Source organism: Streptomyces sp. NBC_00670, assembly GCF_036226765.1.
GTDB lineage: Bacteria > Actinomycetota > Actinomycetes > Streptomycetales > Streptomycetaceae > Streptomyces.
In genome coordinates, this window is the sequence record NZ_CP109017.1 from 2,909,292 (window position 1) to 2,922,500 (window position 13,209).

At 72.8% G+C, this 13,209-nt stretch carries 9 protein-coding genes and 2 rRNA genes (1 of these 11 cut by a window edge); 5 read left to right on the top strand and 6 right to left on the bottom strand.

What is annotated here, in order from left to right; translation table 11 throughout:
* Positions 1 to 40: 40 nt before the first annotated feature.
* Genes OIE12_RS12875 through mtnA form a run of 4 tightly spaced genes read right to left on the bottom strand, consistent with a single transcriptional unit; the run spans position 41 to position 5,968 of the window.
* Entirely contained in the window at positions 41 to 1,891 is a 1,851-nt protein-coding gene (locus OIE12_RS12875) for an LpqB family beta-propeller domain-containing protein (RefSeq protein WP_443053816.1), read from the bottom strand.
* Positions 1,881 to 4,097: an MtrAB system histidine kinase MtrB gene (gene mtrB, locus OIE12_RS12880; protein WP_329134855.1), complete on the bottom strand. Its 2,217-nt coding sequence runs from the start codon at positions 4,095 to 4,097 to the stop codon at positions 1,881 to 1,883. Before mtrB ends, OIE12_RS12875 begins: the two co-directional genes overlap by 11 nt.
* 1 nt (position 4,098) lies before the next feature.
* Entirely contained in the window at positions 4,099 to 4,788 is a 690-nt protein-coding gene (gene mtrA / locus OIE12_RS12885) for a two-component system response regulator MtrA (RefSeq protein ID WP_191862447.1), read from the bottom strand.
* Between the two features lie 4 nt (positions 4,789 to 4,792).
* Complete coding sequence (gene mtnA, locus OIE12_RS12890) at positions 4,793 to 5,968, bottom strand: S-methyl-5-thioribose-1-phosphate isomerase (RefSeq protein WP_329134858.1); 1,176 nt, start codon at positions 5,966 to 5,968, stop codon at positions 4,793 to 4,795.
* 140 nt (positions 5,969 to 6,108) lie between these two features.
* Between mtnA and OIE12_RS12895 the strand changes: the two genes are divergently transcribed.
* Genes OIE12_RS12895 through OIE12_RS12915 form a run of 5 tightly spaced genes read left to right on the top strand, consistent with a single transcriptional unit; the run spans position 6,109 to position 11,836 of the window.
* Positions 6,109 to 7,578, top strand: coding sequence for a glycerophosphoryl diester phosphodiesterase membrane domain-containing protein (locus OIE12_RS12895; RefSeq protein WP_329134860.1), 1,470 nt, complete (start codon positions 6,109 to 6,111; stop codon positions 7,576 to 7,578).
* Between the two features lie 4 nt (positions 7,579 to 7,582).
* The gene (locus tag OIE12_RS12900; protein ID WP_329134862.1) at positions 7,583 to 8,305 is read left to right on the top strand and encodes a DUF4129 domain-containing protein; all 723 of its coding nucleotides are present in this window, start codon (positions 7,583 to 7,585) and stop codon (positions 8,303 to 8,305) included.
* Positions 8,302 to 9,537 (top strand): DUF4350 domain-containing protein, encoded by a 1,236-nt coding sequence (locus OIE12_RS12905; RefSeq protein WP_329134864.1) that lies wholly within the window; start codon positions 8,302 to 8,304, stop codon positions 9,535 to 9,537. Before OIE12_RS12900 ends, OIE12_RS12905 begins: the two co-directional genes overlap by 4 nt.
* Positions 9,537 to 10,526 (top strand): AAA family ATPase, encoded by a 990-nt coding sequence (locus OIE12_RS12910; protein WP_329134866.1) that lies wholly within the window; start codon positions 9,537 to 9,539, stop codon positions 10,524 to 10,526. The genes OIE12_RS12905 and OIE12_RS12910 overlap by 1 nt, the downstream gene beginning before the upstream one ends.
* A complete protein-coding gene (locus OIE12_RS12915) occupies positions 10,526 to 11,836 on the top strand; it encodes a DUF58 domain-containing protein (RefSeq protein ID WP_329134868.1) in 1,311 nt (436 codons plus the stop codon). The genes OIE12_RS12910 and OIE12_RS12915 overlap by 1 nt, the downstream gene beginning before the upstream one ends.
* A 97-nt stretch (positions 11,837 to 11,933) precedes the next feature.
* On the opposite strand, the gene rrf is transcribed toward OIE12_RS12915, so the two are convergent.
* Positions 11,934 to 12,050, bottom strand: a 5S ribosomal RNA gene (gene rrf, locus OIE12_RS12920).
* A gap of 87 nt (positions 12,051 to 12,137) precedes the next feature.
* Positions 12,138 to 13,209: ribosomal RNA gene (locus tag OIE12_RS12925) — 23S ribosomal RNA — on the bottom strand (it continues 2,052 nt past the right edge of the window).

The window sequence follows — 13,209 nt, forward strand, 5'->3', positions numbered from 1 at the left end:
CGGGCGCACCCAGGAGCTCGGCCCCGGCCCCACCCCGGGCTCACCCGGGATAGACCGGCGCCGTGCCCTCCTTGATCACCTTTTGCCACTGCGCCCCGGAGGACAACCGCACGATCCCGTCCTCCGAGTACGCCACCAACGGCAACCGCTCGTCCTCCGAGGCCGCGATCTGCTTCACCCCCGTCAGGGACGCCGGCGCCGACCCCGCCGGCGTGGAGCCGTCGACCTGCACATACCGGATCTGCTGCACGCCGCCCGACTCGCGCCCGACCACCACGAGCCGGCTGTCCCCGGCCCACGACATCGCCGTCACCGCCTCGAACTGCGGCGTGAGCGACCGCAGCTCGAGGATCGAGACGACCGTCCCCGCGGCGCCCTTGCCCCCCGCCGCCTTCTCCCGCTCGATCCGCCCGATCTGCAACGACGTCTTGCCGTCCTTCTCCACGATCAGCGCGACCCGCACCCCGTCCCCCGCGACCCGCACCGCGTCGATCCGCCCGTCCAGCCCGGGCGTGGCGACCTCCACCGGGTCCCCCGCGCCCTTCTCGAACAGCAGCAGCCGCGGGTCCTGCGGATTCCGGTCGGCGACCCAGAGATCGCCCCGGCTGTCCCAGCTCGGCGTGGTCAGCCGGTCGTCCGGCGACGCCCCCTGGCTCTGCAGCACCGCCTCCCCCAGCGGCGCGTCCGGCACCAGCGACCCCACGTACAGCGAACGCCCGTCCGCCGAGACGCCCGCCGCGGTCTTCTCGTCGCGCGAGACGGCCGCCGCCCGCAATGGCGCGGTGCCCTGCCCGAGCGCCCCGGGCACCTGCTCCGCGTCCTTCCCCCCGGTGGTCATCCGCACCAGCCGCTGTTTGTCGTCGATGAAGTACTCGTACTCGGGCCGCTTCGCGGTGCCGTGCGAGGCGATGTCCTGCGCCCGGTTCTCGTCGAGCACGCACAGCTGGGAGCCGTCGGAGCGTTCCAGCTCCACCGAGGTCACCCCGGTCGGCGTCAGGTCCTGGAGCGTGAAGAGCATCTGCGCCGCCATCCTGGCGCACTGCCGGGAGCCGACCCGGTCCGCCGCCTTGTTCAGCGGCACCGTCAGCCGGTTCTGGTCGTCCGGGGTGAGCGCCTCGGCCCCCTTGCGCAGCGCGATTCCGGTGGGGAACCCGGACCGCGCGACCGGCGCCAGCCAGCGCGTGGGCCCCTTGAGCAGGGCCTGGATCACCTGGGTCACCGGATCGACCTGCTTGCGCACGTACACCGGGTCGGCGACGGTGCTCAGCCGCCCGGCCGCCGACGTCGGCCCGTTGGCGGCGAAGTAGTACTTGTTGACCGACTCGTAGTTGCGCTGGAAGTCGGAGGCGCCCATCACCACGCCCTGGGGCAGCGCGTCGATGCGCCACTGGTTGGTGCCCTTGAGCTGCGCCAGGTGGATCGTCTTCTCGTACGACCCGGCGTCGGACGTGTACACGTGCTGCGCGTCCACGCGGGCGACCCGCCGGCCGGTCAGGTTGTACGCGTAGTCGTCGCCGCTCTCCCGGTTGCCGGTGTGCTCGGCCACCGGATTCGGACCGTCGTCGAGCACCGTGATCGACCGCTCCGGCCGCCACTGGTGCGAGGCCTTCGTCGTCAGATACTTGCGCGCGGTGTCGTACTGCGGGTCGTCGCTGGTCAGCGCCTCGAGGAAGCCCTGGACGATCTCCGCGGGCGAGGCGTTCTCGCGCGGCGGCAGCGCGAACACCCGTACCTGCGGGTCCTGCCGGGGCGTCGACTCCACCCCGCGCAGATCACCGCTGTCCGGCATCGACGCGCACCCCGCGAGGAGCACACCGGCACACCCGAGGTACGCCCCGGCCCGCATCCGCCGCGCCCGGCCCGTCCGGCCGCCGCCCCCCTCAGCCCCCACCGATCGCCTCCCCTGGCCCGCTGCCGCCCTCGGGCGGCCCTTGCGTCGTACTCGTCCCGCGTACCGCGCCGGCCGTACTCGCCGTGCCCGCGGCACCGTCCTGTCCGCCGGCCCCCGCGGGACCGGCGCCGTCCTGCCGCCGTACGGCACCCGACGCGCGCGGTACGACGCGGGCGCCGCTGCCGGGCAGCGCGGTCGGGTCGGCCGCCGGGCTCACCGAGGCCAGCCGCGGCGTGCGCGGCGGCAGCGGCCCCCGGTCGCCGGCCCCGGGCTGCAACGGCACCGAGGCGACATTGCTCACACCGGCCCCCGCGCCGAACCCGGTACCGGCGCGCGCGTCGGTACCGGCCTGCGTGCCCGGTCCGTCGCCCCGCCGCCGGCCGTCGCCGTTCCCGCCGTCCTTGCCGCCCCCGCCGTCCCTGCCCGCGCGGTTGCGCCGCGAGTCCGCGGGCTCCAGGGGTATCGGGGAGCCCCGCAGCGGCTCGTCCGCCGTGCGCGGCAGCGTCAGCCGGAACTGCGAACCGCCGCCCGGCTCGCCCCATGCCTGCAGCCAGCCGCCGTGCAGCCGGGCGTCCTCCAGGGCGATCGACAGCCCCAGACCCGTGCCCCCGGTGGTTCGCGCGCGTGCCGGGTCCGCCCGCCAGAAGCGGCTGAACACCCGGGTCGCCTCCCCCGGCTTCAGTCCCACCCCGTAGTCGCGCACCGCCACCGCCACCGCGCCGCCCGCGGCGGCCAGCTTGACGACGACGTCCCGTCCCTCGCCGTGCTCCACGGCGTTGACGACCAGGTTGCGCAGCACCCGCTCCACGCGCCGGGCGTCGGCCTCGGCGACGACGGGCTGCTGGTCGCCCACGACCCGTATTCGGGTGCCCTTGCGCTCCGAGAGCGGCTCGGCCCCGGTGACCACCCGCCGCACGACCTCGCGCAGGTCGATCGGCTCGGCCTCCAGCGCCGCCGCGCCCGCGTCGAACCGGCTGATCTCCAGCAGATCGGCGAGCAGCGTCTCGAAGCGGTCCAGCTGGTCGGCGAGGAGTTCCGCCGACCGGGCGGTCACCGGATCGAAGTCCACGCGCGCGTCATGGATGACGTCCGCCGCCATCCGCACGGTCGTCAGCGGGGTGCGCAGCTCGTGCGAGACGTCCGAGACGAACCGCCGCTGCATCCGGGACAGGTCCTCCAGCTGCTGGATCTTGAGCTGCAGGTTCTGCGCCATCTTGTTGAAGGCCTCGCCCAGACGCGCGATGTCGTCCTCGCCGGTGACCTTCATCCGTTCCTGGAGGCGCCCCGCGGACAGCCGCTCGGCGATCCCGGCCGCCATCCGCACGGGGGTGACGACCTGGCGCACCACGAGCCACGCGATCGCCCCGAGCAGGACGACGACGAACAGCCCCGCCGTCGCCAGCGTGCCCTTGACCAGGCTGAGCGACTTCTCCTCCTGCGTGAGCGGGAAGAGGTAGTACAGCTGGTAGGGGTTGCCGTTGGGGTCGTTGACCTGCTTGCCGATGATCAGCCCCGGCTGCGCCTCGCCCTTGCCCCTGGTGTAGACGATGCGGGTGTAGCTCTGCACCGCGCCGGTGCCCGCGTCGACCCGCTTGCGCAGTTCCTCGGGGACGCTCAGGCTCCAGTCGACGCCGCCGGAGGCGCGCGGTCCGAAGCCCCGCCCCTCGTTGTCCGCGGCGGTGGTGCTCAGCGTGACGACGTCGAAGGCGCCCTGGCCGCCGCTGGACAGCGACTCGACGAGATCGCTGAGCCAGCCGCTGATGTTCTGCACGGTGTCGCCGTCGCCGCCCGCGGCGGAGCTGTCGTCCCCGCCGCCGCTCGCCGCGCTGTCGGCCCGTTGCCCGGCCACGGTGAACCCGCCGGTCGCCTGGCTCTGCGAGGCCTTCACCTTGGCGTCAAGCAGCCCGTTGCGCACCTGGCCGATGACGACGAAGCCCAGCAGCAGCACCACGCCGAGCGACATCAGCAGCGTCGTGGCAACGATCTTGAGCTGGATGTTGCGGCGCCACAGCCGCATCACCGGCAGCAGCGGACGCCGCACCCAGCGCATCACGAGCCGCAGCACGGGACTGCCCTGCACCCCGCCCTGCAGCAGCCCGCCGGCGAACAGCCGTGCCCAGCGGGAGCCCTTCGCCTTCACACCGACAGGCCGCTCCGGGCGGGCCCCGGACCGGCCGGGCGCCGAAGCGGCACTGTCCCCGGGCATGTCAGCTCGGTCCTGCCTTGTATCCGACACCACGGACGGTCACCACGATCTCCGGCTTCTCCGGGTCCTTCTCGACCTTGGAGCGCAGCCGCTGGACGTGCACGTTGACCAGGCGGGTGTCCGCCGCGTGGCGGTAGCCCCAGACCTGCTCGAGGAGCACCTCGCGGGTGAACACCTGCCACGGCTTGCGCGCCAGCGCCACCAGCAGGTCGAACTCCAGCGGGGTCAGCGCGATCGACTGCCCGTCGCGCTTCACGGAGTGCCCGGCCACGTCGATGACCAGGTCGCCTATGGCGAGCTGTTCCGGCGCCGGCTCCTCCGACCTGCGCAGCCGCGCCCGTATCCGGGCCACCAGCTCCTTCGGCTTGAACGGCTTGACGATGTAGTCGTCGGCCCCCGATTCCAGGCCCACCACCACGTCGACCGTGTCGCTCTTGGCGGTCAGCATGACGATGGGCACCCCGGACTCCGCCCGGATGAGCCGGCACACCTCGATGCCGTCCCGTCCGGGCAGCATCAGATCGAGGAGGACCAGATCCGGCTTGGTCTCGCGGAATGCGGCCAGCGCCTTGTCGCCGTCGGCTACGAAAGACGGCTCAAAACCTTCACCACGCAACACGATGCCGAGCATCTCGGCCAGTGCGGTGTCGTCGTCGACGACAAGGACTCGTCCCTTCATAAACGCCATCATCCCATTAGCTCATCGTGGCCTGACGTGACCTGGCACACAGCTCGGCCAGCGCCTCGGCCGTCACGGGTGAGACGGCGCCCTCCTCGGTGACGATCGCCGTCACCAGCTCGGGCGGCGTCACGTCGAACGCCGGGTTGTACGCCTGTGTTCCCAGCGGGGCCACCGGGATCCCGCCGGCCGCCTCGGTGCCCACCACCGGCACCTGCGGCCCGGACAGCTCGGTGACCTCGTGGCCTCCGCGCTGCTCCACCTCGATGGACGCTCCGTCGGGGGTGTCCGGATCCACCGTCGTCACCGGCGCGACGACGAGGAACGGCACGTGGTGGTAGCGGGCCAGCACCGCCAGCGGATAGGTGCCGATCTTGTTCGCCACCGAGCCGTCGGCGGTGATCCGGTCGGCCCCCACCAGCACCGCGTCCACCTCCCCCGCCGCGAACAGCGAACCCGCCGCACTGTCGGTGAGCAGCGTGTACGCCATCCCGTTGCGGGCCGCCTCGTACGCCGTCAGCCGGGCGCCCTGGAGCAGCGGACGGGTCTCGTCCACCCACAGCCGGCGCAGCCGCCCCGCCCGGTGCGCCGCCAGCGCGACCGCGAACGCCGTGCCCTCCCCGCCCGACACCAGCGCACCGGTGTTGCAGTGGGTGAGCACCCGGTGGCCGCCGCCGGGCAGCAGCTCGTCGAGCAGCGCCAGCCCGTGCGCGGCCATCCGCGCGCTGGCCTCGGCGTCCTGCCGGTGCAGCGCCCGCGCCGCCGCGAGCGCCGCCCGGGCGGCCGCCTCCTCGCCTGCGCCCCCGGCGAGCGCCTCCCGGTGGGCGGCCCGGGCCCGGCGCACGCCCAGGGACAGGTTCACCGCGGTGGGCCGGGCGCTCTCCAGCGTCTGCGCGGCGTCCGCCACGTCGAACCCGCGCGCGGCGGCGAGCGCGACCCCGTACGCCCCGGCGATCCCGAGCAGCGGCGCCCCCCGCACGGCCAGCCCGCGGATCGCCTCCACCAGGGCGGGCGGGTCCGTGCACACCAGCTCGACCTCCTCGGCCGGCAGCCGGGTCTGGTCGAGCAGGACCAGCACGGGGCCTTCGGGCGGTTCCTCCCAGCGGATCGCCGGGGTGGCCGGGGTGACCGGGGCCCCGGAGGGCTCGGCCGGCCGGTTGTCGTCGCCGCTGTGCGCGTACTGATCAGCCATCCGTCCAGTCTGCCCCGGATACGGCGCACAGCAGAAGGCGTACAGCCCGGACGGCCCCCGGTCACGCTCCGGGCACCCCATGGCACGATGGCAGCCAATGGGCCGCCGCGACCGCGGACGGGCACCGAGAAGGAGCGACGATGACCGACACTCCGGGCTGGGCCTCGCCCGGATCTGCCCCCTCCGACGGACCGGACACCCCCGGCGCCGCACAGCCACCCGAGCAGCCCTCGGACCGGAGCCCCGACCAGGGCGAGCAGGGCGGCGCCGACCAGGCGCCCTCCAAGTGGTCCAAGGAGCAGCCTCCGGCCGGGCAGTGGACCGCTCCGCAGCCCCCGTCGGCCCCGCAGCCACCACCCCAGACCCCGCAGTCCCCGCAGTCCCCGCAGTCCCCGCAGTCCCCGCAGTCCGGCCCCGGCTACCCCGGCTGGGGGACCCCGCCGCCCCCGCCGACGCCCGGCACCGGCCCGCAGGGCGGCGGACCCGGCGGCGGACCCGGCGGCGGACCCGGTTACGGACCCGGCTACGGAGCCCCTGGATACGGAGCTCCCGGTTACGGTTACGGCGGGCCCGGCTACGGGGGCCCCGGCTACGGCCCGCCCGCCGGCTGGGGCGGCCCCTGGGGCGGACCCCCGCCCGCGGCCAAGCCCGGCGTCATCCCGCTGCGCCCGCTCGGCATCGGCGAGATCCTCGACGGCGCCGTCACCACCATGCGCACCCACTGGCGCACGGTCCTCGGCATCTGCCTGGCCCTCGCCGTCCTCACGGAGCTCGTCGTCGTCCTGCTCCAGGGCCTCTACCTCGACAACACCGCCGTCCTCGACGACCCCAGCGCCACCCCCGAGGAGACGCTCCGCGCCGCCGGCGGCTCGATGCTGAACTCCAGCGTCGTCCTCCTCGTCACCGCCATCGCCGCCATAGCCGCGACGGCCCTGCTGACGCCCGTGATGAGCCGCTCCGTGCTCGGCCGGCCGGTCACCGCCGGCGAGATCGCCCGGGACGTCCGGCCGCAGCTGCCCCGGCTGTGCGGGCTGACGCTGCTGCTGCCGCTCATCGGCGCCGCGATCATCGGCCTCGGCACCCTGCCCGGCATCCTCGTCGCCCTGGGCGGCGCGACGGCGGGAGGCGCCGCGCTGGCCGTGCTCGGCGGGATGGCCGCGAGCGTCCTGGCCACCTGGGTCGTCGTACGGTTCTCGCTCGCGCCGCCCGCGCTGATGCTGGAGAAGCAGAGCATCCGCAAGGCCTTCGCCCGCTCCGCCAAGCTCGTCAGCGGCTCGTGGTGGCGGGTCTTCGGGATCCAGCTGCTGGCCCGGCTCATCGCCGGGATCATCGGGTCGGTCATCGCCGTGCCCTTCACCGTCCTGGCCGGTGTGCTCACCGGCAACGGCATCGGCAACTTCCTCGACGGCACCGCCGACCTGGGCTGGTCCTTCCTGATGATCAGCGGCATCGGCGGGGTGATCGGCTCCACCCTGACCCTGCCCCTCACGGCCGGGGTGACCTCGCTGCTCTACATCGATCTGCGCATCCGGCGCGAGGCCCTCGACCTCGAACTCGCCCGCGCCGCCGGCGTCGAGGGCCCCGGCTCCGGCACCGCCCCGCGGAGCTGAACCGGTGAGCCGGGCGGGGGGAGTACTGGCGCTGCTGCCCGCCGGGTGGCGGGCCGGCGACGACGCACCGCCGTTGACGGTCCCGCGCGACCCCGCGCGGGGCGCCGCCCGGCGCGAACTGTCCAAGCCGATGTACCACCAGGACGACCCCAGCCTGCTCCAGCGCGCCCTCGACGCCTTCTGGGACCGGCTCGACCGCCTCCTGGGCGCCGCCTCGTCCACCGCCCCGGGCGGCACCGTCGGCCTCGTCGTCATCGTCCTCGTGGTCGTCGCCCTGCTCGCCGCCCTGTGGTGGCGCCTGGGCACCCCCCGCCGGACGCCCGCCTCCGCTCCCGCCCTCTTCGACGACCGCCCCCGCAGCGCCGCCGAACACCGCGCGGCCGCCGCGGCGCACGCCGCCCAGGGCCACTGGAACACGGCGGTCCAGGAACGCATGCGCGCCCTCGTCCGCGCCCTGGAGGAACGGGCGCTGCTCGACCCCCGCCCTGGTCGCACCGCCGACGAGGCCGCCTCCGAGGCCGCCCGCCCCCTCCCCGGCCACGCGGCCCGGCTCCACACCGCCGCCCGCGACTTCGACGACGTCACATACGGCGGCCGGACCGCGGACGAAGCCACGTACCGCAAGATGTCCGCCCTCGACGACGACCTGCGGCGCACCCGCCCCCACCTCGCCGCGAGCGCCCCGCACACCACGGACGGCAACAGCCCCGGGGGAGCCGCCGGATGACCACCGCGCCACCGGCCACGGACCCGCGCCCGGCCGCCCCGACGGGCACCTCCGTCTCGCCCACCGCCCGCCAGGTGTGGACCCGCACGCGGGGCATCCTGCTCGCGCTGCTGCTCCTGCTCGCTGCCGGCATCGCCGTCGCCGCGATCCGCTCCGGCACCGACCACGGCCGCCTGGACCCCCGCTCCGCCGACCGCTCCGGCAGCCGCGCCGTCGCCGAACTGCTGAACGACCGGGGCGTCTCCACCCGCGTGGTCACCACCCTCGCCGCGGCCCGCACCGCCGCCGGCCCCGACACCACCCTCCTCGTCGCCTCCCCCGACCTGCTGACCGAACCTCAGCAGCACGCCCTGCGCGAGGCGACCCGGAACTCCGACGGCCGCACGGTCCTGATCGCCCCCGGCGGACCGTCCGTCGGCACCCTCGCGCCCGGCGTCCAGGCCGACGCCGCCCCCAGCTTCGACTCCACGCTCGCCCCCGACTGCGCCCTGCCCGCCGCCCGGCGCGCGGGCCCCGCCGACACCGGCGGCCTGCGCTACACCACCGACGACGTCCGCGCCGACCTGTGCTACCCCAGCGACGGCCTGGCCACCCTCGTCCGCCTTCCGGCCACCGGCGGCGACACCGGTACCGCCCGCTCCGGCGACACCGTGGTCCTCGGCGCGCCCGACATCCTCTACAACGACCGCCTCGACGACGAGGGCAACGCCTCCCTCGCCCTGCAACTCCTCGGCTCCCGCCCCCATCTGGTCTGGTACCTCCCCTCGCTCTCCGACGACTCGGCCACCGACACCGGCGACCGCACCTTCTTCAGCCTCATCCCCTCCGGCTGGCTCTGGGGCACGCTGCAACTCTTCGTCGCCGCCGCCCTCTCCGCCCTGTGGCGGGCACGCCGGCTCGGCCCCCTCGTGCCCGAAAGACTCCCCGTCGCGATCCGCGCCTCCGAGACCGTCGAAGGCCGCGCCCGCCTCTACCGCCGCACCGACGCCCGCGACCGCGCGGCCGCCGCTCTCCGCTCCGCCACCCGCATCCGCCTCGCCCCCCTCGTCGGCGTTCCCCCGGCCCAGGCACACACACCCGAGGCCCTGCTCCCCGCCCTCTCCGCCCGCCTGCACGGCGACGGACAGGCCCTGCACACCCTCCTCTTCGGCCCCGCACCCGGCGACAACGCAGGCCTCATCGCCCTCGCCGACCGACTCGACGCCCTCGAAAGTGAGGTACGCCGTCCATGATGGACCCGACCACTGACAACGCCGGGCGCACCGGGGACCCGGACACCGCCCGGGCCTCCCTCGAAGCCCTGCGCGCCGAGATCGCCAAGGCCGTGGTCGGCCAGGATCCGGCCGTGACCGGTCTCGTCGTCGCCCTGCTCTGCCGCGGACACGTCCTGCTCGAAGGCGTCCCCGGCGTCGCCAAGACCCTGCTCGTCCGCGCCCTCGCCGCCGCCCTGGAACTCGACACCAAACGCGTCCAGTTCACCCCCGACCTGATGCCGAGCGATGTCACCGGCTCGCTCGTCTACGACGCCCGCACCGCCGAGTTCTCCTTCCAGCCGGGCCCCGTCTTCACCCACCTCCTCCTCGCCGACGAGATCAACCGCACCCCGCCCAAGACCCAGTCCTCCCTCCTGGAGGCCATGGAGGAACGGCAGGTCACCGTCGACGGCACCCCCCGCCCGCTCCCCGAGCCCTTCCTCGTCGCCGCCACCCAGAACCCGGTCGAGCACGAGGGCACCTACCCCCTGCCCGAGGCGCAACTGGACCGCTTCCTGCTCAAACTGACGATCCCGCTGCCCTCCCGCCAGGACGAGATCGACGTCCTCACCCGCCACGCCCAGGGCTTCAACCCGCGCGACCTGCGCGCCGCCGGCGTACGCCCCGTCGCCACCGCCGCCGACCTCGAGGCCGCCCGCGCCGCCGTCGCCAAGACGACCCTCTCCCCCGAAATCACCGCCTATGTCGTGGACATCTGCCGCGCCACCCGCGAATCGCCCTCCCTGTCCCTCGGCGTCTCCCCGCGTGGCGCGACCGCCCTGCTCGCCACCGCCCGCGCCTGGGCCTGGCTGACCGGCCGCGACTACGTCATCCCCGACGACGTCAAGGCGCTGGCCCTGCCCACTCTGCGCCACCGCGTCCAACTCCGCCCCGAGGCCGAGATGGAGGGCGTGACCGCGGACTCGGTCATCACCGCGATCCTGTCCCACGTCCCCGTCCCCCGCTGATGGCACTCACCGGACGCGCCGCACTGCTCGCGGCCCTCGGCACCCTCCCGGTCGGCCTCTGGGCGCCCAGCTGGACGGGCATCCTCGCCGTCGACGGCACCCTCGCCCTGGCCTGCGCCTGCGACTACGCCCTCGCGGCCCCCGTACGACGCCTGGGCCTGGCCCGCTCCGGCGACACCTCCGTACGCCTGGGCGAACCGGCCGACGTGACGCTCACGGTCACCAACCCCACCGGCCGCCTGCTGCGCGCCCGCCTCCGCGACGCCTGGCCGCCCAGCAGTTGGCAGCCCGGCACCGAAGTCACCGCGTCCCGCCACCGCCTGACCGTCCCGCCGGGCGAACGCCGCAGGCTGACGACCCGTCTGCGCCCCACCCGCCGCGGTGACCGCCACGCGGACCGTGTCACCGTCCGCTCCTACGGTCCCCTCGGCCTGTTCGCCCGCCAGGGCACCCACAAGGTCCCGTGGACCGTCCGCGTCTTCCCCCCGTTCTCCAGCCGCAAGCACCTGCCCTCGAAACTGGCCCGGCTGCGCGAACTCGACGGCCGCACCAGCGTCCTCACCCGCGGCGAGGGCACCGAATTCGACAGCCTGCGCGACTACGTCCCCGGCGACGACACCCGCTCCATCGACTGGCGTGCCACCGCCCGCAGCACCACCGTCGCCGTCCGCACCTGGCGTCCCGAACGCGACCGCCACATCCTCATCGTCCTCGACACCGGCCGCACCTCGGCCGGCCGCGTCGGTGACATCCCGCGCCTGGACGCCGCCATGGACGCGGCACTCCTCCTGGCCGCCCTCGCCTCCCGCGCGGGCGACCGCGTCGACCTGCTCGCCTACGACCGAGGCATCCGCGCCCTGGTACAGGGACGCGCCGCCCGCGACGTCCTCCCGTCCCTGGTCAACACGATGGCCACACTGGAGCCCGCGCTGGTCGAACTGGATGCCCGGGGCCTGACCGCCACGGCCCTTCGCACGGCGCCACGCCGCTCCCTGATCGTCCTGCTGACGACTCTGGACGCCGCCCCCGTCGAAGAGGGGATCCTGCCCGTCCTGAGCCGCCTCACCCAACGCCACACGGTCCTACTGGCCGCGGTGTCCGACCCCCACATCGCGGCCATGGCAAAGGCCCGGGGCAACATCGACGCGGTGTACGAGGCGGCAGCGGCATCCAAGGCCCAGGCAGACCGCGAACGAACGGCGGAACAGCTCCGCCGCCGCGGCGTGACGGTCGTCGACGCGACACCGGACAACCTGGCGCCGGCGCTCGCGGACGCGTATTTGGCATTGAAGGCGGCGGGCCGTCTGTGAAGGCCGAGGGGCAATCGATGCCGGCGCCGGAATCGCCGTAAACGCAAAAAAGCCCCTGCACCGGACAACCCGGTACAGGGGCTTTTCTACACGTATTGTTCGGCGGTGTCCTACTCTCCCACAGGGTCCCCCCTGCAGTACCATCGGCGCTGTAAGGCTTAGCTTCCGGGTTCGGAATGTAACCGGGCGTTTCCCCTACGCTATGACCACCGAAACACTATGAAACACACAACCCGGCACACCATTCACATGGCAGCGGTTGTTCGTGGTTTCAGAACCAACACAGTGGACGCGAGCAACTGAGGACAAGCCCTCGGCCTATTAGTACCAGTCAACTCCACCGGTCACCCGGCTTCCATATCTGGCCTATCAACCCAGTCGTCTACTGGGAGCCTTACCCCATCAAGTGGGTGGGAGTCCTCATCTCGAAGCAGGCTTCCCGCTTAGATGCTTTCAGCGGTTATCCCTCCCGAACGTAGCCAACCAGCCATGCCCTTGGCAGAACAACTGGCACACCAGAGGTTCGTCCGTCCCGGTCCTCTCGTACTAGGGACAGCCCTTCTCAAGACTCCTACGCGCGCAGCGGATAGGGACCGAACTGTCTCACGACGTTCTAAACCCAGCTCGCGTACCGCTTTAATGGGCGAACAGCCCAACCCTTGGGACCGACTCCAGCCCCAGGATGCGACGAGCCGACATCGAGGTGCCAAACCATCCCGTCGATATGGACTCTTGGGGAAGATCAGCCTGTTATCCCCGGGGTACCTTTTATCCGTTGAGCGACGGCGCTTCCACAAGCCACCGCCGGATCACTAGTCCCGACTTTCGTCCCTGCTCGACCCGTCGGTCTCACAGTCAAGCTCCCTTGTGCACTTACACTCACCACCTGATTACCAACCAGGCTGAGGGAACCTTTGGGCGCCTCCGTTACCCTTTAGGAGGCAACCGCCCCAGTTAAACTACCCATCAGACACTGTCCCTGATCCGGATCACGGACCCAGGTTAGACATCCAGCACGACCAGACTGGTATTTCAACGACGACTCCCACCGAACTGGCGTCCGATGTTCACAGTCTCCCAGCTATCCTACACAAGCCGAACCGAACACCAATATCAAACTGTAGTAAAGGTCCCGGGGTCTTTCCGTCCTGCTGCGCGAAACGAGCATCTTTACTCGTAGTGCAATTTCACCGGGCCTATGGTTGAGACAGTCGAGAAGTCGTTACGCCATTCGTGCAGGTCGGAACTTACCCGACAAGGAATTTCGCTACCTTAGGATGGTTATAGTTACCACCGCCGTTTACTGGCGCTTAAGTTCTCAGCTTCGCCCACCCGAAAGTGAGCTAACCGGTCCCCTTAACGTTCCAGCACCG